The sequence below is a fragment of the Sphingobacterium micropteri genome, assembly GCF_014692515.1.
Lineage (GTDB): Bacteria > Bacteroidota > Bacteroidia > Sphingobacteriales > Sphingobacteriaceae > Sphingobacterium > Sphingobacterium micropteri.
The window spans coordinates 136,465-161,075 of record NZ_JACOIK010000003.1; the positions used below are offsets into that span (position 1 = coordinate 136,465).

A 24,611-nucleotide genomic window follows, 5' to 3' on the forward strand; every position below is an offset into this window, starting at 1 on the left:
ATTTTTGGAAGAGAGAGAATTATCCGATTGAAAAAGATAGCAACTACCAGAAATGAATGCACTAGGAAAGAAAATTCGTCTGTTAAGACATCAAAAAGGATGGAGTCAGGAAGATGTAGCCAAACGTTTGGACATTTCAATTCCTGCCTTTTCGAAAATTGAAACAGGTATTACTGACGTAAACTTATCCAGATTGAACCAGATTTCCAAACTATTTGGTATGTCATTGGTTCAGTTATTGTCTACATCGGATTCGGAAGAAGATCGACAGGCACAAGATGAAATTGAGGAGCTGAATAGCAAACTGCAAGTTCGGGAGGCTGAAGTAATAGAGTTACAAAAGAAGGTTATCGAGCTATACGAACAGCTTCATAAAAAGTAATTTAGGGATTTTGATTTATTAAAAAAGAGAGCATAACACTATGCTCTCTTTTTTTGATTCATATATGAATCTTCATCCATTAAAAATCATCGTCATCATCGTCAAAATCGCCAAATTCTTCGATAGAATCCATCTCATCTAATTCGAAATCGTCATCATAGACATCATCCGCATCATCTTCCGGACCGTTAAAATTGATAATTTCTTCAACCAAAACCTCATTTTCTGCCGCTACCATCATAGTCTTGTCGTGTTAATAAATGATAAATCTATTGTTTGTTACCGACCGTAAAAATAATCAAGAATCTTCTAACTTGAAATTTTTTTTGTTTTTTTATCGCTTGTCAGCCAGTGAGTTAAAATGAGAATACGTGATTAAGCTATTTTCTCGCTTCACCTATACTATTATCTTCCGCAATAATGTCTTTCAACTGCGGTAAATCTTTAACCGACTTGATGCCGAAGTGCTGCATAAATTGCCCACTAGTTGCGTATAGCAGGGGTTTACCAATAGTTTCTGCTTTTCCTATAATTTCGATGAGATTCTTTTCCAACAACCGTTGAATGGAGTAATCACAGTTCACACCCCGAATTTGCTCCACCTCCAATTTGGTGATAGGCTGTCGATAGGCAATGATAGACAATGTTTCCAAAGCTGCTTGGCTAAGTTTCTTTTTGTCCTTATGTGCTTGAAGTTGGTTGACAGCTTCGTGGTACTTTTCTTTCGTCAAAAACTGGTAATGGTTACCAAAAATTTGAAGGCTGAAGATTTGGTCTTCATCATCGTATTTTTCTGTGATTTTTTTTAATAGATCTAATACCTCCTGTTTAGTGATGTCGATGGCTAATGCATCTTTAAGTACCTGCTTCAGATCATTGGCATTAATGCCCTCTTCGGATGCGAAAATAATAGCCTCTATATTTAACAATATATCCTTCATCCTTCTTCTCTTTTATCTCTCTAACTATTTAGTAATTAATGACTTGTTCTTCCATCTGCGGCAGTTCCCGGAAATCATATTTCTGCGTACGTAATTGTGGCTCGAACCCAGCTTCCCGAATAGCTTCCTGTATAGATGTCGATGTGAAACGATGCGGTGCGCCCGCAGCGGAAACCACATTTTCCTCTATCATAATGGAACCGAAATCATTTGCCCCTGCATGTAAACACAGCTGTGCCGTTTTCTTTCCTACGGTTAGCCAGGAGGCTTGTATATTCTTGATATTGGGAAGCATAATACGGCTCAATGCAATCATCCGAATATATTCTTCACCACTCACATTGTTGGTGATGCCCCGTAGTCGTTTTAACAAGGTGCCATCATCTTGGAAAGGCCAAGGTATAAAGGCAATGAATCCATAAGCGTCCGCAGGTTTTTCGTGTTGAACTTCGCGAATCCACACTAAATGTTCAAAACGTTCTTCTATGGTTTCAATATGACCGAACATCATAGTAGCAGATGTGGGTAGGTTGACTTGATGCGCAGCACGCATCACGTCTAGCCATTCTTGTCCACCGCATTTGCCTTTTGAAATTAATCTTCGTACTCGATCGTTCAGTATTTCTGCGCCGGCTCCCGGCAACGAGTCCAATCCCGATGCTTTCAATGCCCGAAGTACTTCAATATGGGATAATCCTTCTAATTTTGCGATATGTGCAACCTCCGGAGGACCGAGGGAATGTAGCTTGAGGGTTGGGTAGAGTTCTTTGAGTTGCTTGAACAATGTTGTGTAAAACTCCAGACCCAAATCAGGATGGTGTCCACCTTGTAAAAGTAGTTGGTCGCCGCCATAGCGGAATGTTTCTTCGATTTTCTGTTTGTACGTTTCGATATCTGTGATATAACTATCTTCATGGCCCGGACGACGAAAGAAATTACAAAATTTGCAGTTTGCAATACAAACATTGGTCGTATTGACATTGCGATCAATCTGCCAGGTAACCTTGCCATGCGGAACTTGTATTTTTCGCAACGCATTAGCCACATAGGTCAAATCCGCCGTCGCAGCATTCCGGTATAAATACATACCCTCTTCCTTGGATAGGAATTCAAAATTAAGCGCGCGCTCAAGTAATTTGTCTACATTCATTATCAACAAAGATACATAGGATTTTTATTTTTTTAACGAAAGGTTTATACCGCTGATAAACTATTCTTACAAAATATTGTTATATTTATTTGAAAAACGAATTTAAAATCTTAAAACATCTATAATATGGAACTAACACATGTAGCAGATAGTGGACGATGGCTTGCTGTAAATGATGAAATACAGATTGGGGAGCTGATATATCAAGTGGAGGATAATGTTATGACGATTTCTCATGCCGAGGTTGAACCTTTCTATCGTGGAAATAAAATTGCGGAGGAGCTTGTGTTGGCAGCGATTCGTCAAGCACGGGAGAATGCCTGGAAAGTAGTTCCGGCTTGTTCGTTTGCAAAAACGGTATTTGAACGATACCCCGGCGAACGGGATGTGTTAGCGTAGTGAGTGATGAGAAAGTTGGAGCGGTGTTTTCAAAATCACAAAACAATCAATAATATCGCCGAAATAACGACTAATGTCATAATGAGTATGCGAAATTTCTTCTCTGGAAGAATCTTAACAATTTTTATACCGATGTAACCGCCCAGCAGAATGAAAGGGATAGCGAATAAGTTGAGATAAAATCCTGCCCAGGTAAGGTTATGCCAAACGAAAGCCTGCAATGGGATTTTTGTGAAATTCAAAAGCATAATGAACCAGGCAGAAGTAGCCGCAAAGCTGATTTTGTTTAGCCGTTTAGAAAGCATATAAACGGATAGCGCCGGGCCAGCAGCATTACCTATCATTGTCGAAAAACCGAGGATAAAACCAAACACAGGGGAATACCATCGGTTTTTCGTCAGTTTATCCTGTTTCTGTTGGGATGTTTTTCCCAGCCAGATCATAATACCTACCCCCACGATAATACAGATACCAATAAGCAGTTTAAATACTTTATCATCGATATAATTACCGAGAAGTAACCCAACAATCAGCCCAAAGAGGGAAGCAGGCAATAGTTTTTTTACTTCTCCCCAAAGAAATTCTTTCCGGTAATAAATAACAGCGACGAGATCGGCGATACAAAGTAGAATCAATACGATGCCAGTCGAATACTTTGCGCCGAATAAGAAAGCAAATAACGGTACAGCTAATGTTCCAATATTTTGGATGCCTGTTTTCGACATACCTATTAGCACGGCACATACAAAATACAATGCCCACCCGACTGGTGAGGAAAGGAGTTGCAGTGCTTCGTTCATGAACTAGCTTTTCAATAAATCCAATACGCGTTCGGCGTCGATTTCACTATAATCGTGAATATAAAGAGAACAAGGCGGCAATTCTTCTTTCCGGTGGGAGCTCAATACACCAACCACTTTCATTCCCGCATTTCGTGCAGCAGTGACACCTGAAAAAGAATCTTCAAAGACAACGCAGGCACTCGGCGGTACGCCTAGTTTATCAGCAGATTTTAAATAGACCTCAGGATGCGGTTTATGCTGCGTGACATTTTCACTAGCCAATAACGACTCCATTCTAGTTTCAATCTTTAATTCATCAACAATCAATTTTAGATTGGCTAAGGGGGCAGAAGTAGCCACTGCCGTTTTAAATCCTTTTGATTTTAAATCGTCCAGAAATGTTAAGTAATGGGGTAATGGATCTATTTCTTGTTTATAGATTTCCCGAAAAAGGGATTCTTTTTCGTTTTCCAATTGCGCTAACTCTTCCCCTGTGATCGTTCTTTTGAAGAAATGGGTCATAATATAACTATTATGTTTCCCATACATGTGTTCTTCAAATTCCTTTTCGGTATAGGGAATTTTATATTTATCAAAAAAATGTTCGAATGCTTTCGCATGGAAGGGATTTGTATGGCAAATTACCCCATCCATGTCAAATATCACAGCAAATGATTCCATGCAGCAAAGATACAGTTTTATTGACTAAAAAACTTCCTTTTGATAAGCGCAATATCTTCGGGATGATCAACAGCTATCGTGTCGAATTCGGTTTCGGCGATTTTGATTCTATAACCATTTTCCAACCACCGTAATTGTTCCAATCCTTCTGCCTTTTCGTAAGACGATACGGGTAGTTTCGTGATCTCCTTTAGGATGTCGACTTGATAACCATATATACCAATATGTTTGAAATAAGTATAAGCCTTTAGCCAGTCTTCTCGTTGCGTGTCTCGTTGAAAGGGGATAGTCTGCCGCGAAAAATACAAAGCTTCTTTTCTGGCGTTCACGACTACCTTGGGCGTACTTTCATTAAAGAGATCATCGGGATTATCTATTTTCTTGATCAAGGTTCCGATTTCGGTTGATGCATCTTGAAAAAGGTTACTCAGCAGCTCAATCTGCAAAGGGCTTATAAAAGGTTCATCACCTTGAATATTAATGGCCACATCGAAGCCACTTATTTTTGAAACCACCTCAGCACAGCGATCGGTTCCAGATTGATGCGTCGAAGATGTCATGATTACATTTCCGGCAAATGAGCGCACATGCTCCTCAATTCTGGTGTCGTCCGTAGCGACAATGACTTCCGAAAGACCAGCGCAACCCTTTACCTGTTCATAGACACGTTGTATCATGGATTTGCCACTAATATCAACCAACGGTTTTCCCGGAAATCGGGAGGATTCATACCTGGCTGGGATAATTCCGATTGTTCTCATGTCCAAAGTAAGTCATTACTTTGTTTACCTCAAAAAAAATAATCAAAATTTCCTTCACATCAATGCACCGTTCGTGTTGGAAGAAAGACTATTTCTGTGGCGAATACACGGATCGTAATAAACATGATTAAACTTTTTTTCAAAAAAAATGTTTAACAAAGTAATGACCGTAACACAACTATTTAAGAAAATACTGCCCTTTACAAAACCCTATAAGAATTTAATTGCTTATACGCTGTTATTGACGTTGGTTGGTTCTTTCGCTGCACAGGTGAATGCCTTTATATTAAAATATACGGTAGATACCATTAGTGAGCTTCTGGTCGACAACCAACCGCTATCCCAGGGTTTCTATCTGTTGGGTATTATAGCCGTGGTGTTGCTTGGAAAGGAAATCTTGTATACAGCCGTTCAATTTGGACAAAAATTTTATGGGGAGAAGTTGAGAATTGAGATTGCCCGCGATTTTTCGCACGCCATCATCGAAAAGATATTAACGTATCGAATGGCTTTCTTTACCTCACCCGAGAATGAATCGGGTAAGCTACAAACGCGTATCGACGCTGGTATAAGCAGCTTGACCAGATTGGTGCAGAACTTTTTTATCGATATTCTTCCGTTGTTCAGCAATGCGATCGTCGCGTTGGTCTGTATGTTCCTGGCAAACTTTTATGTAGGGTTAGTTGGATTGTTACTGGTGCCTGTCTATTTTTATGTGTCACAACGCCAAGCACGTCGATTGTCTGGCTTCCGGAGAAGTATGCGGAAGTATCGTGAAAACAAAAGCAACCAAATTATCAATCTGATTGAATCTATTCTGGTTATAAAGTCATTCGGTAGAGAGAAAATTGAAGCCGAGCGGCATCGGAAAATTCAATACGATATGACAGAAAACCAGATGGCGACACGTAAAACAAGCTATCTGTTTGAAAGTGTGAAGAGTTTTATCGAACAAATTGGGGTTGTACTGGTCATTATGCTGACGGCTTATTTTGTATTGAACGAGCAAATGAGCCTGGGTGCCATCATGTTCCATATTCTGCTTTTCAATAATGTGTCTGCACCTATTCGTCAACTCCATCGTATCTATGATGAAGTAAATGATGCATTAATCTATTCGGAAGGCTTCTTTAGTATTTTGGAAGAAGAAGAACAGCGCGAACCTACCGGAACCTATCGGCCACATAAAATTAAAGGATTAATTGAAATAAGAAATGTCGATTTTCATTATCCTAACGGATTGCAGGCGTTAAAAAATGTGAGTATGGTAGTCCAGCCTAATCAGAATACAGCTTTGGTCGGATTGTCTGGTGCGGGTAAAAGTACGGTTATCAATTTGTTGGATAAGTTTTATAGCCCTACGAAAGGGCAGATTTTGTTGGATGGTGTAGATCTGGCCGATTATGACACCGCCTATTTGCGTGAACATGTCGGCTTAGTGTTGCAGAAGAATCATATCTTTAAGGGAAGCATTGCAGAGAATATCCGCTACGGAAAAACGGAAGCAACTATGGATGAAATTATAGAAGCAGCAAAAAAAGCATATATACACGAGCAGATTCTGGATTTACCCAATGGATATGAGTCGGATGCCCATTTGCTGTCCGGAGGACAGCAGCAACGGATTGCTATCGCACGTCTCTTCTTGAAAGACCCACCCATTATTTTCTTAGACGAACCGACGGCAAATCTAGATGCAATCGCTACAGAACAGATAAAAAATAGTCTAGATGCTATTAAAACAGGAAGGACGGTGATTATTGTTTCGCATAGTATTTCGCAGATTATCGATGCTGAACATATTGTCGTGATGGAAAAAGGACAGGTCGTGGAAGACGGTACGCACGAAGACTTGTATCCCAACCACAGCGTGTATCATCGTATCTTTACCGCGATGGCCAATAGTTTGAATATAGAGAAGATTACAAAATCCATGCAGAAGCAGTGATTTTTAGGTCTATTTTTTGCTGTAAAAGGAAAAACAGGTGATTACGTAAGTATTGTTCAACTATATGTTTTATTCTTTATTAAGATGGTTTGTGCGCTTAGGATTAAAATGGTATGCGCCGGGGCTGACAGTTAAACATTTGCAGTTGGCTCCATATTCCTATCCCGCTATTGTCCTTGCTAATCATCCAAATTCTTTTTTTGATGCCTTGGTAATTGCAGCTTATGCTCCGGTAAAGATTTGTTTTCTTGCCCGGGGAGATGCTTTTAAACATCCGGTAGCCAATATTGTTCTACGCGGATTATATATGTTGCCCGTCTATAAACGAGGAGATGATGAGGAATCCGGGATCAAAAACGATTTTACATTTGATGAGTGCATGCGACGACTGGCAGCAGGGCAACATATCCTCCTGTTTCCGGAGGGAAAATCCCGGAATATCTGGGAACTGCAGCCATTTATGAACGGCGGATTGACATCGCTGCTGGAACGTTCTTATAAGGCAGGATTGCCTGTGCAGATTCAAGCGTATACGTTAAATTATAATTCTTTCCAACATGTACCCAAAGCGATCGAATTGCGTGCATTATCTCCTTTAGATACGACGGAGTATATCGCTGGTCATCAGATGCGAACAGGTGATGTTATCCAAGATGTACGGAATGATCTTTTGGAAACGATGGTTATGACACCATTGGTTGCAAAGCTCCGTTCAAGTAAAGAAACCTATTGGTGGCGTATTCCTGCCAAAATCGGATATTACACACAATTTTGGTTTTACCGGCTGTGGCGGAATTATATGAAAAAGAAGACAGCGGGAACCATCTTTTACGATTCTCTCCTGTTTGCCGCTCTTTTATTTTCGTATCCGTTATTGGTTTTGTTTTGTAGTATCCTTGCTGGGAAGCTGCTCGGTTTTTGGGTGGGAGTGTTCCTCTTTATTTTTTTGCCCGGAACAGCATATGCAATGGCTAGATATCAAGATACGGTAACCGAAACGGAAACGAACATTCCTAAGCGAAATTCTTGGAATAACCGAGGAGAGGCCGGCGAGAAAGTTCAGTAAGAATCCGCGATTTGTGTGATAAACTTATCCCAGTTTACTTTACTTGTTTTTTCCCCTAGTCGGACGATAATAAGATGTTTATGAGGATCAACAAAAATATATTGTCCTAATATACCCTTTGCATAGAATTGTTTTGCATTTTTTGTGAGCCACCACTGATATTGGTAAAAAGGCGCACTATGATCAGCTGTGTCTAAGCGGATAGATTCTTTTACCCATTGTTCTGGAACGATTTGTTTTCCATTCCAATTTCCGTTGTGTAGATACAGCCGTCCTAACTTAGCAAAATCTCTTGCACGGGCATTGAGGCAACAAAAGGTTTTTTCCAGTCCGTCTTTTTTTCTGTCGAGGCTCCATGTGGCCTCGTATTCCATCCCCAGTGGTTTCCAAATCTTTTCTTCTAGATAAGAACTAATGGTTTGGTTTTCTAAAGCTCTTTCCAATACCAGTCCGAGAAGTTGGGTTGTTCCACTGGTATAGTCAAACTTTTCACCGGGTATATCTTTCAATTTCAGCTTATTAATGGCCTTACGTAAATTCGTGCCATAGTAAAAAGTAGCTGCATGCCCAAAAGGATTGGTATAGCTTTCGTTGAAATCAAGCCCAGAAGTCATTTGCAACAAGTGTTTTATGGTGACAGTTTCAAATCCCTTCCGTTTTAATTCAGGGATATAGTTGGTGATAGGATCATCTACAGATTGAATTTTTCCATCTTCAATAGCAATGCCGATGAGCATTGATAGAACGGACTTTGCCATGGAGAAAGAGGCTACTATAGATTCATCATCATATTTGTTGAAATATTTTTCATATTGAATACTATCATTTTGTATAACCAAAAACGCTACAGTTTTGGTGTACTCCAAATACGTGTCAAAAGATACATTTCCTTCCGCTATTTCGATACCTTTAAGCAGTTTAGGCTGTTGAGCTGCAGGAAAGATGAAAGGAGAGGGTGTGGTTTCTATCGTCCGGTAAGGGAATATTTTGTGATCGGTGATGTTAGCGAAGTTATAGAACACAAATCTTCCTAGCTTGCACGATTGAAAAAGTAGTACGCATAAAAGCAGAAAACAGATGATTTTGGCTGTACTTTTCATAAAATCTATTGCACGAGGTTTACCTTTTATATTCTTCTAATATACAAAAAAGACCCGCCAATTGGCGGGTCGAATGTATTATTTATTTTTTTCACACCACTTACGTGCATTCACGAAAGCTTCTAACCACGGGGTAACCTCATCCCGTCTGTCAGCAGGATAGTATGCCCAATTCCATTGGAAGATAGAACGTTCGATATGTGGCATCGTTACAAGGTGACGCCCCGTCTTATCACAAAGCATAGCGGTGTTAAAATCTGATCCATTTGGATTATGCGGGTATTGTTCGTAAGCATATTTAGCCACGATGTTGTATTGGTCTTCGCTGTGTGGGAGGTTAAACTTACCTTCACCGTGCGAAATCCATACACCCAATGTGCTCCCTGCCAAAGTAGATAACATAATGGAGTTGTTATCTTGTATTTTTACCGAAGCAAAACTAGATTCGTGTTTTTGCGATGTATTGTGGAGCATTTTTCCATGCACGTCGTGATCCGGATTGATAAGTTCCAATTCCATGAACAACTGGCAACCATTACAGATGCCGACAGACATCGTGTCTGGGCGCGCAAAGAAGTTCTCCAAAGCCTTTTTCGCCTTCTCATTATAAAGAAAAGCTCCGGCCCAACCTTTTGCTGAGCCCAATACATCTGAATTGGAGAAACCGCCTACCGTACCGATAAATTGAATGTCTTCTAGTGTTTCGCGACCTGAAATCAAGTCGGTCATGTGGACATCCTTTACGTCAAAACCAGCTAGATACATCGCGTTGGCCATTTCTCTTTCGGAATTTGAACCTTTTTCCCGGATGATAGCTGCTTTTGGCCTTGTCGTCCCATCTGCTGCACGTACGGGCTTTTTACCATCAAATTGCGATGGAAAAACCACCTTTATCGGTTGATTTTTATAGTTGTTATAGCGCTCCTGCGCCATGCCGTTTTTAGATTGTTTGCTATCCAATAAAAACGAAGTTTTGAACCATATATCGCGGGTTTCCACGACGTCAAATGTAAATTCCTCTGCATTGTTTTTGAAAGATACAGCTGTTCCGTTGATCGCCTTTCCGATTTTCACCGCTTGTACGCCTGCTTGGGATAATGCCGTTTCAAGAGCAGCGTCATCTTTTGCCTGCAATACGACAGCAATATTTTCGTTGAACAATGCTTTAACCGTATCCGCTTCGCCTAATTCACTTAAATCGTATTGTGCCGCTAAATTAACATCCGCGAACGTCATCTCCAATAAGGTGGTAATTAACCCGCCCGATCCTACATCATGCCCTGCAGCTACATAGCCTGATAGGATGGCTTCCTGTATAGCGTTGAATGCCTTTTTAAAATAATCCGCATCTTGGATGGTTGGTGCTTCCTTACCGATCCTATTGTTTATCTGTGCAAAAGAAGAACCACCTAATTTGAATGCGTCCTGCGATAGATTGATATAATAAATAGAACCTGCATTTTTTGATAATACCGGCTCAATTACCTTATGGATGTTGGTACAGTTACCTGCTGCCGAGATAATCAATGTACCTGGCGCAATGACGTTTTCGCCATTTGGGTATTTTTGTTTCATCGATAGCGAATCCTTCCCTGTAGGAATGTTGATACCCAAAGCGATAGCAAAATCCGAACAACCTTTTACAGCTTCGTACAAACGCGCATCTTCACCCTCGTTGTTACATGGCCACATCCAGTTTGCCGAAAGTGATACGCCAGCCAAACCATTTTTGATAGGTGCGAATACCAAGTTAGAGAGCGCTTCAGCGATAGCGTTGCGAGAACCTGCAACAGGATCAACTAGTGCTGTCAATGGAGAATGGCCTATGGAAGTTGCTATACCTTCTGTCGAAGTGTAATCCAATGCCATAACACCCACATTGTTTAATGGAAGTTGTAAAGGACCGGCACATTGTTGTTTGGCAACACGGCCGCCAACACAACGATCCACTTTATTTGTCAACCAGTCTTTAGAGGCGACCGCTTCCAATTGCAGTAGTTGTCTCAAATAGGTAGGCACCTCATTAACATCGTAAGAAAGGTCCGCATATTGACGATCGATTTTGCTGTCGTTCATCACCGTTTTTGGTGAAGAACCAAAAAAGTCTGCTAAATCGTAATCCATTGGTTTTTCTCCCGTGGATTTCGATTGAAACGTAAAACGATGATCTCCCGTCACATCCCCTACGGCATACATCGGGGCACGTTCCCGATCCGCTACCTTTTTCAGCGTTTCTATATCTTTATCCGCGATGACCAAGCCCATACGCTCCTGGGATTCATTACCGATAATTTCTTTTGCCGATAGTGTTGGGTCACCAACAGGCAATTTATCCATATCGATTAATCCACCAGTTTCTTCCACCAGTTCGGACAAACAATTAAGGTGTCCGCCAGCACCATGGTCATGAATCGAAACAATGGGGTTGTTGTCCGACTCTACAAAAGCACGGATCGCATTTGCCGCGCGTTTTTGCATTTCCGGGTTGGAACGTTGGATGGCATTCAGTTCGATACCCGAACCAAAAGCACCTGTTTCGGCAGAGGATACCGCTGCTCCCCCCATTCCGATACGATAGTTTTCACCCCCGAGAATAACAATTTTATCACCTGTTTTTGGGGTATGTTTTTTCGCTTGGTCGGCTTTACCATAACCTACACCACCGGCTTGCATAATGACTTTATCATAGCCTAATTTTCTACCTTCTTCTTCGTGCTCAAAAGTTAGTACGGAGCCAGCGATCAAAGGCTGTCCGAATTTATTACCAAAATCCGAAGCACCGTTAGACGCTTTAATTAGGATATCCATTGGCGTTTGGTACAACCATTGGCGTTCCTCCATGCCATTTTCCCAAGGTTTTTTCTGAGCTGACCCGAAGAATCTGTCCTGCGCAGTATCCGTTTCAAGGCGCGAATATGCAGTCATATAGACAGCGGTACCAGCTAAAGGTAACGCTCCTTGGCCGCCAGCCAATCGGTCGCGAATTTCACCACCCGAGCCGGTAGCGGCACCGGCAAATGGTTCTACAGTTGTCGGAAAGTTATGGGTTTCGGCTTTAAGTGAAAGTACCGATTCATATACCTTTTCTTCGTAGAAGTCCGGTTTATCTGCCGATTTTGGGGCGAACTGGGTCACTTTAGGCCCTTTGACGAACGCTACGTTATCTTTATAGGCCGAAACAATTTCGTTCGGATGGGTTTCGGAAGTTTTTCTGATCAGCTTGAATAGGGAGGCAGGTTGCTCTTCACCATCAATGATAAAGGTTCCGTTAAATATCTTGTGCCGGCAATGTTCCGAATTTGCCTGTGAAAAAGCAAAAACTTCAGAATCCGTCAGTTTACGTCCGATTTTCCCCGAAAGGTTATTCAAATAATCTACTTCTTCCGAGTTCAAAGCTAAACCTTCTGATTTGTTGTAAGTATCAATATCGTCAATTTCCAAAATAGGTTCTGGCTGAATATTGATCGTATACATATCTTGTGTTAATACGGCATATTTCTGCGAAATCATCGGGTCGAAATCCGTAAAGCTTTCATCCACCGGATAAAATTCTTCGATTCGGATAATCCCTTGAATCCCCATGTTTTGTGTGATTTCAACGGCATTGGTACTCCACGGGGTCACCATCGCAGCACGAGGGCCGACATAATAGTTGTTTAACGTCTGTTGGTCAAGCTTTTCAGCCTTTCCAAAGAGCCAATTTAATCTGGAAATATCTTCTGTCGATAAGTCGTTTTGGGTTTGCACACCATACACGGTGTGGCTTGGGTTCACAAAGAAATGAATCATTACTAATGGTGTATTTTGAACGTTCTTCAAATCAAAGTACAAATATACGGAGTATTTTAGTAATGTAGCATATCTTTACTGCTATTTCCAATAACACGTATATTTTACTATTTTTGCTGAAACCATCGGTTAAAACATGTCTAATATCACCATGAATATAAACAGTGATTTTGAAACGTCGAAAATCAGTTTTGACGATTTTCGCGAAATCATTTTAAACGATTATAGATTAGCGGTTGAAAGCCGCATTGCAAGTCTGTCGGGTCGCAAAGAGGTGTTAACTGGAAAGGCAAAATTCGGCGTGTTTGGTGATGGTAAAGAGATCGCGCAAATTGCGCTCGCTAAAGTATTCCAACCCGGCGACTGGCGTTCGGGATATTACCGAGATCAGACATTTGCCTTCGCCTCAGGTATATCTAATGTTTATCATTTCTTCTCACAATTATATGCTAACCCTAACTTAGAAGCGGATATATCGTCTGGCGGACGGCAGATGAACTGCCATTTTTCTACACAGCTGCTTGACGAGGACGGGAACTGGTTAAACCAAACAGAACAGAAGAACTCAGCTTCTGACATTTCGACCACAGGCGGACAAATGTCGCGTATCATGGGCTTAGGCTTAGCGTCTAAATTGTACAAAGAAAATCGGAGTCTGGATCATTTAACCTACTTTTCTCACGGGGGAAAAGAAGTTGTTTTTTGTACTGTTGGTAATGCCTCTACATCGGAAGGTGTATTTTGGGAGACAGTGAATGCGGCTGCCGTAAAGCAGATTCCAGTTGTTATTTCCGTCTGGGATGATGGATATGGTATATCGGTCCCGAATGAAGTACAAACAACGAAAGCCGACATCTCTGAAGCATTGAAGGGTTTTCAACGTGATGGTGATGGAAATGGTATGGAAATATTTAAAGTACGTGGTTGGGATTATCCGGCTTTATGCGAGGTTTATGAGCAGGCAGCGCGCTATGCGCGAGAAGAACATGTGCCATGTCTTGTTCATGTGACGGAATTGACACAACCGCAAGGACATTCTACATCCGGCTCGCATGAACGCTACAAATCTGCCGAACGTCTAACGTGGGAAGAAGCGTTCGATTGTAACCTGAAAATGCGCGAGTGGTTATTGCAATCCGGTATTGCTCAAGAAGAAGAATTGATAGAACTGGAAAAAGAAGCCAAAGATTTTGTGCGTCGAGAACAGCGGCGTGCGTGGGCTGATTATCATAAAACACTGCAAGTCGATCTGGATGAAGCGATAACGTTGTTGTCCGCGATTGGAAACCCCGTGGTTGATGTGCCGTTAAAAACCCTGCAATCGTTAGCTGAACCGTCGTTAAAAGAAATTTACAGTAATGTAAGAAGAGCTATCCGCGACTTACGTGGTATAGATTCGCCTGAAAAAGATGTGTTGATGACTTGGTATGCCCAGAAGCAGGAACAAAATTTTGATCGTTATAACGATAAACTGTTTACGGATACCGCTGATTCTCCTTTGAAAAAGGAGGATATAGTTGCGCATTATGAACAGGATGTCGCCATGGTGGATGGGAGAGAGGTATTGAATGCCTGTTTTGAAGCGAATTTTAGACGTGATGAACGCATAGTCGCATTTGGGGAAGATGTAGGGAAAATAGGGGATGTTAATCAAGGTTTTGCCGGATTGCAGGAACAGTTTGGCGAACTACGTATTTTTGATACTGGCATTCGTGAATCGGCTATTATCGGTAAGGGTATTGGCTTGGCATTGCGTGGTTTACGCCCTATCGCTGAAATCCAATATCTTGATTATTTGATCTATGCAATGCCGGTATTAAGTGATGATTTGGCCTGTTTGAGCTATCGTACGAAAGGAACACAGAAGGCGCCTGTTATTATTCGTACCCGAGGCCACCGGTTAGAGGGTATCTGGCATTCGGGTTCACCGATGACGGTACTGCTAGGTGGACTCCGTGGTTTGCATATTTGTGTGCCGCGTAATATGACACAGGCGGCTGGTATGTATAACACACTGTTACGTTCGGATGAACCGGCTGTTATGATCGAGTGCTTGAATGGCTACCGGTTGAAAGAAAAAATGCCGTCCAATATTGGGGAGTTCATGATCCCCATTGGTATAGCGGAACAGATACGCGAGGGAAGGGACATTACCGTGGTGTCGTATGGAGCAACTTTGCGTGTCGTGCAGGAAGCTGCTATTGAACTGGAAAAATTAGGAATTTCTATAGAGATTATTGATGCACAATGTTTACAGCCCTTTGACCGCACGGAGATCTGCCGTCAATCGTTGGAGAAAACAAATAAGCTATTGGTCGTAGACGAAGATATGCCGGGCGGAGCAGCAGCATTTATTACGCAGGAGATATTGGAAAAGCAAAATGGGTATTATCTATTGGATGGTCAGCCCAGAACGCTTACGGCTAAAGCTAACCGTCCGCCGTATGGATCGGATGGCGATTATTTCACAAAGCCATCTGTGGATGATGTGGTAGAACTGGCTTACGAAATGATGAGTGAATATAGCGAAAACGCATTTCCGAGGTTATTTTAAATAAATAGCAGTTACTATTTGTTAAATAGTAACTGCTATTTTTAGATAATGATAATTTGTTATTTTATCTTATCAGCATTAACAGTACGCTTTAAACCGTAATAAATGATCCGCTAATACCAAAGCCGTCATCGCCTCCACAATGATAACGGCGCGGGAAACAACACAAGGGTCGTGGCGCCCTTTGCCCGAAATCGTAGTGCTATCGCCAGCTTCATTCAATGTTTCCTGGTCACGCATAATCGTAGCAACCGGTTTGAAAGCTGTACGGAACATAATATCCATACCATTGGATATGCCGCCTTGGATACCGCCCGAGAAATTTGTGCGCGTGCGCACTTGCTCTTCTTCTTTCACGAATATATCGTTGTGTTCAGAGCCTTGCATCTCCGAACCGCTGAATCCCGAACCGTATTCAAATCCATGAACAGCATTAATGCTTAACATAGCCTTTCCTAAATCCGCGTGTAATTTATCGAATACGGGCTCGCCAAGTCCGACAGGTACGCCGCGGACGATGGTTGATATTTTTCCGCCAATCGTATCTCCTGCTTTTCTTATCGAATCAATAAGAGCAATCATTTCATTTGCTGTTGCTGGATCTGCGCAGCGGGCAATGTTGCTTTCCCGTATCTCGAGTAGCGAAGACAAATCAGTGGTGTCCAAATTCGGAGCTTCCAAGGTGCCGACAGCAGAAACATGGGCGAAAATTTCAATGCCTTGGCTTTTGAGGTATAACTTGGCGATCGCGCCGGCTGCAACCCGTGCTGCTGTTTCCCTAGCGGAAGATCGGCCACCACCACGGTAGTCCCGGATACCATATTTTTGTTGATAGGTGTAATCAGCATGAGATGGACGATATTTGTCTGCGATATGCGAGTAATCTTTAGAACGTTGATCCTCATTCGGTATCAGAATAGCAATAGGTGTTCCAGTTGATTTTCCTTCAAATACGCCAGATAGAATTTGGGCAGTGTCGCTTTCTTTACGCTGTGTCGTGATTTTAGATTGTCCTGGTTTACGTTTATCCAATTCGGACTGTATAAACTCTTCGTCGATGGAAATATTGGGCGGACAACCATCAATAATAACACCAATCGCTTTTCCATGCGATTCGCCGAAAGTAGTTATTTTAAAAAGGTGGCCAAATGAGTTTCCTGCCATGATGTAATTTTTCTATTTGTTTAACTGTTTACCTATTGCTCGGCGGTGAATCCCTGTTGTTGCAAGTGTTCCCAAAAATCAGGATAAGATTTTTCCACCACGATCGGATCGTTAATAATCACTTCGTCAAATGCCAGTGCCAAAGGCGCAAATGCCATCGCCATCCGATGATCTTCATAGGTGTCAAATGTAACGTTTTTCGGAACATAAGCGTCCTTCGTATTGACATGGTAAGTTTCTCCATCTGCAATGATGGTTGCGCCAAACTTTTCAATTTCGTTTTTCAATGCGGCCAGTCGGTCTGTTTCCTTGATTTTCAAGGTTTCTACACCTGTGATCGAGATATCGCGCCGGATTGCTGCAGCTAATGCCACAATGGTTTGTGCCAAATCTGGACATTCTTTGAAGTCAAACAAAACTTTGTCAGAGCCATTGTTGACCTTCGCGATATGCAGTCCGTCTTCCTGAAACGAGCTGGCGACGCCAAAATGAGACATGATGTCGACAATGGCTATATCTCCTTGTAAGCTATGCGCTTTCAAGCCCGGCAACACCGCTTCTCCTTTTTCGGATAAAGCTACCATCGCATACCAATACGAAGCAGCACTCCAATCCGGTTCAACATAAATGGTTGTTGGCTGAAATTCCTGTGGTTCAATCGCAATACTGTTGTCTATCCAGCTATAGGATATGCCTGCTTCCTGCAGCATGTTCAGCGTCATCGTCACATAGGGTCTGGAAGTGAGCTCACCTTCAATTTCCAATAAGAGTCCGTCGTTAAGCGAAGCGGCGATAAGCAGGAGCGAAGACAGGTATTGGCTGCTAACATTGCCCTGTATGCGGATTTTCCGTTGGTTTTGTGCCATCCCTCCTTTGATTTTCAAGGGAGGAAAACCGTCTGCTTTCTCATAGGTCATATCCGCCCCCAACGTTTTTAAGGCATCGACAAGAATGCCAATAGGACGCTGTTGCATACGTTCCGTGCCTGTCAAGACAAAGTTTCCTTCTATCAGGTTCAGATAAGAGGTAAGGAAGCGCATAGCCGTTCCTGCAGGGCCAATGTCCACGGTAACGATCTCCTCCGTCTCCCGCCCCGTGTCGGCCAGTGCCAACGCTTTGTTCATAATAACCGTATCGGCGGCGGCGGATAAATTTTCTACGTTAACTGTGCCTCGGCTTAATGCCTGTATAATAAGAGCACGGTTGCTCTCTGATTTAGAACCAGTAAGTTGAACCGTGCCCTGTATTACTTTCGACGGATGACGAAGTGTAAGTGATGTTGAACTCATTTACGCCTCCGCCACAGGTTTTACATTCATGACTTCGTTTTGCTTGCGGATAGATTCGTTGTGCAATAATTCCAAGTATTTCGCCGCAAAGTCTTCACTGAGTGATAATGCTCTTGCCAACTGGACTCTTTTTTCCAGTATCTCATCCCAGCGGCTAACTTGCAGGATGGTCACGTTATTATCGCGCTTGTATTCCCCAATTTTCTCTGCGATTTTCATGCGATCGCCAATTTGTTTTAGGATGGCATCATCTAATTTATCGATTTGCTGACGCAACTCGGCTAATTTGTCATCGAAAACTGGATTATTGGATTCTGGGTGACGAACCGATAAATTATCAAGTAGGTCGGCCAATGCTGCGGGCGTTACTTGTTGTTTTGCATCTGTCCAAGCTACGGATGGGTCGATATGTGATTCCACGATCAGACCTTGTTGGTCCATATCCATGGCTTTCTGTGCGATGTAAGGGATCAGTTCACGATTTCCGCAGATGTGGCTAGGATCGTTAATGATCGGAAGTTCTGGACAGGCTGATTTCAACTGTACGGCTAAGTCCCACATCGGTTCGTTACGGAAAGCGGTTTTTTCGAATGAGGAGAATCCACGATGGATAGCCCCTAATTTTTTAATCCCTGCACGGTTGATACGCTCTAGTGCTCCGATCCATAAAGAAAGGTCTGGGTTAACCGGGTTTTTAACGAATACCGGTACATCAACGCTTTGTAAAGCATCTGCAATTTCTTGTACGGTGAATGGGTTTGCGGTGGAACGGGCGCCTACCCACAAGATATCTATACCGGCAGCTAAAGCTTCTTCAACATGTTTAGCAGTAGCCACTTCTGTAGCGGTTAATAAGCCTGTTTCTGCTTTGGCTCTTCTTAACCATTCCAAACCTACACTGCCTATTCCTTCGAATTCACCTGGACGTGTCCGAGGTTTCCATATACCCGCACGTAGTACATTTACTTTTCCGGTATTTGCTAATAAATGTGCAGTAGAGACTAATTGTTCTTCTGTCTCTGCGCTGCATGGCCCTGCAATGATTAAGGGTTTATCGCCTGTATCTATCCAAGATTTTAAAGGAACGATGTCTAATGTATGTTTCATGATTTCAATGATTTGCTAATGAATAATATTTGTTATACTTTCTCGTTTTTAACATATTCCCCCATAATGGTGAAATTGATGGTATGTTTTAATACTTTGCGGATAGCGGCATCATAATCGCTTTGTTTTTTCCATTCTACATCCACATAAAAATCGTATTCGTTTCGACGACCTACTACCGGCATGGATTGGATTTTGCTCAGATTTACATTTTGCTCTGCAAAGCACTGTAATACGTTGGCTAAAGCACCTACGCTATTTCCTGTTTGGAAAGATAGGGAGGCTTTGTTTGCATTTTTTTGTTCGATAATCTCGTTGGAGAGAATCAAGAAACGTGTTGCGTTTTTCTTGTTGGTTTCGATTCTTTTTTCCAGAATTTCTAAGCCGTATAATTTAGCTGCTGCCACACTCGCAATTGCCGCGGTATTGGTTAATTTGTTCTCAATAATGCTTTTAGCACATGCGGCGGTATCCATACCTTCCTTTACCGTCCATTCGGGATAATCACTCAAAAACTCATCACATTGACGAATGGCAATCGGATGGGACTCTACAAATTTTATATCGGAAAGTTTCGTACCGGCTAGTGCCAGTAAATTTTGCTGTATATTTAAATGTACTTCGCCAATGATATGAAATTTATAATCGCGAAGCAGATTGTAATTAGGCAAGATACTACCTGCAATAGCATTTTCTATGGCCATGACCACATAATCCGCTTTGCCCTGTTTCAACATTTCACAGGTCTTCTTGAAAGATTCACATTCTAAGATTTCAATGTCATCGTCACCGAAATATTTATGCGCCGCTTCTTCGTGAAAGGAGGCTTTAACGCCCTGTATTGCAATTCTTGTTTTCATCTATTTATTCCTCTTTCATCCAATTGTTTTAATCGTTGCTATGCTGCAACAAAAAAAGTCCCGAATGTAATCCGGGACTTTTTTGTTTATTTCACACAAACATACAAACTCCCAGTTTTACCGCTTAAAGTAAAAGTTGTTAAAATAGAAGTATGTATGGTGTGTTATCATGTCTCAAATTTTATAATCCAAAGGTATAATTATTATTTTATATATACAAAATAAATTTAAAAATATTTGTTTTTTGTAGTGTTTTAGGGCTAATAAATAACTGAATTTTTGATTAAAAATTATATAGTTTTTATTGAACGTTTTTAACCTTTACTTTTTTCTACAAATATTGTAAATATTTGTTTTTGAGTATTTTAATTTTTAATAGTTATTTTATTGAACATTTTTTAATAGAATTTTTTGCATTTTTTTTTATGTTTTTAATGTTATAAAAGTTGTTTTTTTTTATCTATTTTTTCATAGGTTTTAAGCCTAAATTTTGAAGCATTTGTATGTCTTTTGTGATGCTGGGATTAGGGGTGACCAAAAGCGTCTCCCGGTCGCTGGTGAAGATAGAATTTGCCCCGGCCAAAAAACACCATGCTTGTTCTGTTTCGGTCATTTCCAGACGTCCAGCGCTTAGCCTGACCATGGATCCCGGCATGGCGATCCGTGTCGTTGCAATCATCCGTACCATTTCCCATATGCCAACTTTAGGGTTATTTTCGAGTGGTGTTCCTTTTACTCTTGCCAAAGCATTGATCGGTACGGATTCGGGATGTATGTCCATGTTAGCTAAGGTGAGCAACATCGATATTCTATCCGTCGTCGATTCGCCTAGACCAATAATCCCGCCGGAACATACCGTTATCCCTGCTTTTCTAACATTCTGAATCGTGTTAAGACGATTGTCAAACTGACGGGTAGAGATGATCTTCTCATAATATTCAGCAGAAGTGTCCATATTGTGATTGTAGGCATAGAGTCCTGCCTCCTGTAGCCGTTTAGCTTGATGCGCTGTGAGCATGCCTAATGTACAGCATACTTCCAGCCCCAGTTCATTGACACCCTTTACCATATCGATGATCCGGTCAAAATCCCGATTGTCGCGGACTTCGCGCCAGGCGGCTGCCATACAAAAGCGGGAAGATCCATTCTCTTTTGCTTTCTTTGCGTGTGCCAAGACCGTTTCCGTGGGTAATAACGCCTGCACGTTGATGTCGGTATGATAACGAGCCGCTTGTCCACAGTAGGAACAATCTTCCGGACAGCCTCCCGTTTTTACCGATAGTAAGGTTGACAGCTGTATTTCATCGGCTTTGTGCCAAATGCGGTGAACACTTGCGGCTTCATATACCAGTTCCAAGATTGGTTTGTTGTAAATAGCTAACAATTCTTCTTTTGTCCAATCATGACGCAATGCTTCTCTATTCCTCATATCCTAGTATTTATTTTGTTTTTGCACAAAAGTAAATCCCTGTAGAAGAGATGGGGCTACCGGTTCAGAATTGAACTCTAGTCCGGCTTGGAGAAGAACGCATAATTTCATTCCTTTGTCGGCATATCTCCTTTTATACTATGATATATGTACTCATCAGTGTTATTTGCAGCGTGACTGTATCGGTTATTCTCAAACTCGCCAAGAAACAGGGCATTCAGCACCTCCATCTTATTGTGTGGAATTATCCCATTGCGGCATTAGCCACGGTATTGTTCCTGAAACCGGAAGCAGCGGCGATCCCCTTAAGTGTATTGCCTTGGGGGTTATACTTATCGCTGGCACTGCTTTTACCGACCATATTTTTGTGTATTGCTTATGCGATCCAATATAGTGGTATTGTAAAAACAGAAATTGCTCAACGTTTATCGTTATTCATCCCCTTATTGGCAGCCTTTTTCATTTTCCATGAAGCAATAGGAATCAACAAGCTCGTCGGAATAGCGATTGGTATTGCCGCCATTTTGTGTTCTATCGGTTGGAAAAAAACAGGTGTGATTGCTAAAAAAGGTACATGGAGTTATGCCGTCGCCGTGTTTCTTGGAATGGGGGTTATCGATATTCTATTTAAAAAAGTAGCCCTGTATCGAGATGTGTCCTACACTTATTCGATGTTATTGGTATTTATACTGGCGATGATTGTGGCATTTGGCTTTCTTGTATATCGTGTTGTGGTAAAAAAAGAACGTATACAATATAGAGCCGTAATTTGGGGAATCCTTCTGGGATTGTTTAACTTTGGGAATATCCTATTTTACATGAAAGCCCATCAGGCTTTATCTAGCAGTCCTTCGATTGTGTTTACAGGAATGAATATTGGCGTTATCCTGTTGGGGGCAGTTGTCGGTGTTGGCTTTTTTGCAGAGCGATTGACCATGTTGAATAGGATCGGATTGGTGTTAGCTGTGATTTCCGTTTTAATTATCGCATATCTGTGAGTCTATTTGAAGATACGTATTTAACGATTGAAACACCCTGTGAGGGGGGATTTAAGGACAAAGGAAGCAAGTTTATCGCTTATGCTTATCCTTTTGGGGAGGAAGCGGCCCTTAAAGAGATTATTGCTGAATTGAGGGCTTTGCATCCTAAAGCGCGACATCACTGCTGGGCATACCGTCTGACGCCAGACCGTTCTGTTTTTCGGTTGAACGATGACGGCGAACCGTCGGGAACTGCCGGCCGTCCCATTTTGAACACCCTATTGTCCTACGATGTTACGAATATATTGGTTGTGGTGGTGCGTTATTTCGGTGGTACATTATTGGGCGTTCCAGGATTAATAAATGCTTATAAAACAGCTACGCAAGAAGCATTGGGGGCCGGAAAAATTGTCACGAAAACTGTCAATGATGTTTATCGGATTACGTTTGATTATCTACAGATGAATGATGTAATGCGTCTAGTAAAAGAAGAAAATTTGCCTATTTTAAAACAAGAGTTCGATAACAACTGTTCTATGGATGTTGAAGTGAGGAAGTTACTCGTTAACCAAGTTATCCAAAAGCTCGACAATTTAGATGGTGTTCATTATGCATATCTTCATACTTTATGATAGTTGATTCAGAACTAATACTTAATGCCGACGGCAGTACTTATCATCTTAATCTATTGCCAGAAGATTTGGCATCCACCATCGTTTTTGTGAGTGAACCTAATCTAGTGGGGGAGGTATCTCGTTATTTCGACCAAATCGATGTGAAAAAGGGAAAACGGGAGTTCATCACCCATACAGGTATGTTGCGAAATAAGCGTATTTCTGTTATTTCTACAGGGATCGGTACCGATAATATTGATATCGTTTTCAATGAAATTGATGCATTGGTCAATGTTGACTTTGGAACGCGTACATTGAGATCGCCATTAACGAGCCTAGATATTATTCGTATCGGAACCTCCGGCTCAATACAAGGTGATATTCGGATGGGTACCATCTTGGCAAGTGAATATGCGATCGGCTTTGATACGTTGATGCAATATTATGTAAAGAATTATTCGGAAGAAGAAAAAGCGATTCAACATGCCGTAATGAACCATTTTGATAAGTTAGGTTTTACGCCTTACGTTGGTAGCGCAAGTAAAAAGTTGCTCCATCGGATAGCTCGTGATCTTCCAAAAGGTATAACCATGACGGCACCGGGGTTTTATGGACAAGATCTGTCCATGAGAACAAGGAATGTATATCCCGATCTTATACGAAAAGCGAATGCATTTCAGTTGGAGGGAAGATCTATTACGAATCTAGAAATGGAAACGGCAGGCATCTATGCGCTAGCAAATATGTTTGGCCACCATGCACTTTCTATTAACGCGATCCTTGCCAGTAGGCTACATGATGCTTTTGTGGATGACCCCAAAGAGATTATAGACAAGGTCATACGGTTTGTGTTAGAAAGGATTTAGCTGTATTGGTTACTTTCCTTCTCTTTTTAATTTGTCTCTTAGTAATTGATCGATTACTTCAACCCGCCGATACACAACTTGAGTTGTTTCAACCAAGTTCTTGTATTTATCGAATATTTCTCTTGCTAATTCGGTATAATGAAAGAAAAATTCTTCTACTTTCCCGTATTCTTCTAGAAACGCCTGATGGTCATCGTCCAACGATACGGTATGGACAGATACCTCTTCATAACGTGGGTATACTTCATCGAGGGCATTGAAATAAGCAGGATCAATCACGGCGTCATCTTCGTAGATATTTTCTATATCGCGATTATAGATTTCCGTCAGGTCGACTACTTTTTCATAGAGATTTTGTATGTCCACGTTGTGTTTGTCACAAACCGCAAAGAATGTTCCGATATCGATGGTGATTTCTCCGTCAAAAAGTTCTTTGTCTTCCAGCTCTGTAACATCGAGCCAATCTTCTAGTATTTCCAGCTCCTGCTCGATGCCTAAACGGCGAAAAGAGAGGTCTGCAATGATATCGTCTACCGTCTTTAATTTACGTTCTATTTCGGTGACGTGTGCTTTGATTTCCCAAGTTTTATCATGAGCTTCATAATAGGATTGCAACGCTTCTTTTTCAAACGATGGTGGTGTGATCTCGTCATCAAAATCGAGTGTAATATCTTTGAGAGGATGTTCTTTAACAATTGTTTTTATCATATCGTGCTTTGCTGTTCCGTGTGTTAAAGATATTGAATTTA

Annotated in this window: 22 protein-coding genes; 8 read left to right on the forward strand and 14 right to left on the reverse strand. The window is 41.6% G+C overall.

Annotated elements, in window-relative coordinates; genetic code table 11:
• The first annotated feature begins 52 nt into the window (after window positions 1-52).
• Complete coding sequence (locus H8B06_RS04790) at window positions 53-382, forward strand: helix-turn-helix domain-containing protein (RefSeq protein ID WP_130139799.1); 330 nt, start codon at window positions 53-55, stop codon at window positions 380-382.
• Window positions 383-461: 79 nt separating this feature from the next.
• Here the strand turns inward: H8B06_RS04790 and H8B06_RS04795 are convergent, their stop codons facing one another.
• The 3 genes from H8B06_RS04795 to mqnC all read right to left on the reverse strand — a co-directional run bounded on the left by H8B06_RS04795 (window position 462) and on the right by mqnC (window position 2,473).
• Window positions 462-623 (reverse strand): hypothetical protein, encoded by a 162-nt coding sequence (locus tag H8B06_RS04795; protein ID WP_165384625.1) that lies wholly within the window; start codon window positions 621-623, stop codon window positions 462-464.
• A gap of 139 nt (window positions 624-762) precedes the next feature.
• Window positions 763-1,323 carry an SMC-Scp complex subunit ScpB gene (scpB, locus tag H8B06_RS04800; protein WP_190993171.1) on the reverse strand — a complete coding sequence of 187 codons (561 nt, stop codon included), beginning with the start codon at window positions 1,321-1,323 and terminating at the stop codon, window positions 763-765.
• A 28-nt stretch (window positions 1,324-1,351) separates the two neighbouring features.
• The gene (gene mqnC / locus H8B06_RS04805) at window positions 1,352-2,473 is read right to left on the reverse strand and encodes a cyclic dehypoxanthinyl futalosine synthase (protein WP_190993172.1); all 1,122 of its coding nucleotides are present in this window, start codon (window positions 2,471-2,473) and stop codon (window positions 1,352-1,354) included.
• Between the two features lie 126 nt (window positions 2,474-2,599).
• On the opposite strand from mqnC, the gene H8B06_RS04810 reads away from it, so the two are divergent.
• Entirely contained in the window at window positions 2,600-2,872 is a 273-nt protein-coding gene (locus H8B06_RS04810) for a GNAT family N-acetyltransferase (protein WP_190993173.1), read from the forward strand.
• Between the two features lie 35 nt (window positions 2,873-2,907).
• Here H8B06_RS04810 and H8B06_RS04815 read toward each other — a convergent pair whose 3' ends face one another.
• The 3 genes from H8B06_RS04815 to kdsB are packed head-to-tail and all read right to left on the reverse strand — an operon-like array spanning window position 2,908 to window position 5,096.
• The gene (locus H8B06_RS04815) at window positions 2,908-3,672 is read right to left on the reverse strand and encodes a sulfite exporter TauE/SafE family protein (protein WP_190993174.1); all 765 of its coding nucleotides are present in this window, start codon (window positions 3,670-3,672) and stop codon (window positions 2,908-2,910) included.
• 3 nt (window positions 3,673-3,675) lie between these two features.
• Window positions 3,676-4,335: an HAD family hydrolase gene (locus H8B06_RS04820; RefSeq protein WP_190993175.1), complete on the reverse strand. Its 660-nt coding sequence runs from the start codon at window positions 4,333-4,335 to the stop codon at window positions 3,676-3,678.
• 17 nt (window positions 4,336-4,352) lie between these two features.
• Window positions 4,353-5,096 carry a 3-deoxy-manno-octulosonate cytidylyltransferase gene (kdsB, locus tag H8B06_RS04825; protein WP_190993176.1) on the reverse strand — a complete coding sequence of 248 codons (744 nt, stop codon included), beginning with the start codon at window positions 5,094-5,096 and terminating at the stop codon, window positions 4,353-4,355.
• Window positions 5,097-5,244: 148 nt separating this feature from the next.
• Between kdsB and H8B06_RS04830 the strand changes: the two genes are divergently transcribed.
• Together H8B06_RS04830 and H8B06_RS04835 are read left to right on the forward strand one after the other, a co-directional pair.
• Window positions 5,245-7,044, forward strand: a complete 1,800-nt coding sequence (locus H8B06_RS04830; protein WP_223857480.1) for an ABC transporter ATP-binding protein — start codon at window positions 5,245-5,247, stop codon at window positions 7,042-7,044.
• 91 nt (window positions 7,045-7,135) lie between these two features.
• Entirely contained in the window at window positions 7,136-8,110 is a 975-nt protein-coding gene (locus tag H8B06_RS04835) for a 1-acyl-sn-glycerol-3-phosphate acyltransferase (RefSeq protein WP_190993177.1), read from the forward strand.
• Here H8B06_RS04835 and H8B06_RS04840 read toward each other — a convergent pair.
• Together H8B06_RS04840 and purL are read right to left on the reverse strand one after the other, a co-directional pair.
• The gene (locus H8B06_RS04840) at window positions 8,104-9,210 is read right to left on the reverse strand and encodes a serine hydrolase domain-containing protein (protein WP_190993178.1); all 1,107 of its coding nucleotides are present in this window, start codon (window positions 9,208-9,210) and stop codon (window positions 8,104-8,106) included. The two genes, H8B06_RS04835 and H8B06_RS04840, sit on opposite strands and share 7 nt — an antisense overlap.
• Before the next feature lie 78 nt (window positions 9,211-9,288).
• Complete coding sequence (gene purL, locus H8B06_RS04845; RefSeq protein WP_190993179.1) at window positions 9,289-12,999, reverse strand: phosphoribosylformylglycinamidine synthase; 3,711 nt, start codon at window positions 12,997-12,999, stop codon at window positions 9,289-9,291.
• A gap of 136 nt (window positions 13,000-13,135) precedes the next feature.
• On the opposite strand from purL, the gene H8B06_RS04850 reads away from it, so the two are divergent.
• Window positions 13,136-15,553, forward strand: a complete 2,418-nt coding sequence (locus H8B06_RS04850; protein ID WP_190993180.1) for an alpha-ketoacid dehydrogenase subunit alpha/beta — start codon at window positions 13,136-13,138, stop codon at window positions 15,551-15,553.
• Window positions 15,554-15,631: 78 nt separating this feature from the next.
• Here H8B06_RS04850 and aroC read toward each other — a convergent pair whose 3' ends face one another.
• From aroC to bioB, 5 genes are all read right to left on the reverse strand, one after another.
• Entirely contained in the window at window positions 15,632-16,717 is a 1,086-nt protein-coding gene (gene aroC / locus H8B06_RS04855) for a chorismate synthase (RefSeq protein ID WP_190993181.1), read from the reverse strand.
• Between the two features lie 32 nt (window positions 16,718-16,749).
• Entirely contained in the window at window positions 16,750-18,006 is a 1,257-nt protein-coding gene (aroA, locus tag H8B06_RS04860; protein WP_190993182.1) for a 3-phosphoshikimate 1-carboxyvinyltransferase, read from the reverse strand.
• Window positions 18,007-19,113: a chorismate mutase gene (locus H8B06_RS04865; RefSeq protein WP_190993183.1), complete on the reverse strand. Its 1,107-nt coding sequence runs from the start codon at window positions 19,111-19,113 to the stop codon at window positions 18,007-18,009.
• A 32-nt stretch (window positions 19,114-19,145) separates the two neighbouring features.
• The gene (locus H8B06_RS04870) at window positions 19,146-19,973 is read right to left on the reverse strand and encodes a prephenate dehydratase (RefSeq protein ID WP_190993184.1); all 828 of its coding nucleotides are present in this window, start codon (window positions 19,971-19,973) and stop codon (window positions 19,146-19,148) included.
• A gap of 460 nt (window positions 19,974-20,433) precedes the next feature.
• The gene (gene bioB / locus H8B06_RS04875; protein ID WP_190993185.1) at window positions 20,434-21,402 is read right to left on the reverse strand and encodes a biotin synthase BioB; all 969 of its coding nucleotides are present in this window, start codon (window positions 21,400-21,402) and stop codon (window positions 20,434-20,436) included.
• A gap of 140 nt (window positions 21,403-21,542) precedes the next feature.
• On the opposite strand from bioB, the gene H8B06_RS04880 reads away from it, so the two are divergent.
• From H8B06_RS04880 to H8B06_RS04890, 3 genes are read left to right on the forward strand one after another with little or no spacing between them, the layout of a single operon-like run.
• Window positions 21,543-22,400 (forward strand): DMT family transporter, encoded by an 858-nt coding sequence (locus H8B06_RS04880; protein ID WP_190993186.1) that lies wholly within the window; start codon window positions 21,543-21,545, stop codon window positions 22,398-22,400.
• The gene (locus H8B06_RS04885) at window positions 22,397-23,014 is read left to right on the forward strand and encodes an IMPACT family protein (protein WP_190993187.1); all 618 of its coding nucleotides are present in this window, start codon (window positions 22,397-22,399) and stop codon (window positions 23,012-23,014) included. Before H8B06_RS04880 ends, H8B06_RS04885 begins: the two co-directional genes overlap by 4 nt.
• Entirely contained in the window at window positions 23,011-23,862 is an 852-nt protein-coding gene (locus tag H8B06_RS04890) for a nucleoside phosphorylase (RefSeq protein ID WP_190993188.1), read from the forward strand. The genes H8B06_RS04885 and H8B06_RS04890 overlap by 4 nt, the downstream gene beginning before the upstream one ends.
• Window positions 23,863-23,871: 9 nt before the next feature.
• Here H8B06_RS04890 and H8B06_RS04895 read toward each other — a convergent pair whose 3' ends face one another.
• Window positions 23,872-24,570 carry a hypothetical protein gene (locus H8B06_RS04895; RefSeq protein ID WP_190993189.1) on the reverse strand — a complete coding sequence of 233 codons (699 nt, stop codon included), beginning with the start codon at window positions 24,568-24,570 and terminating at the stop codon, window positions 23,872-23,874.
• Window positions 24,571-24,611: the final 41 nt, after the last annotated feature.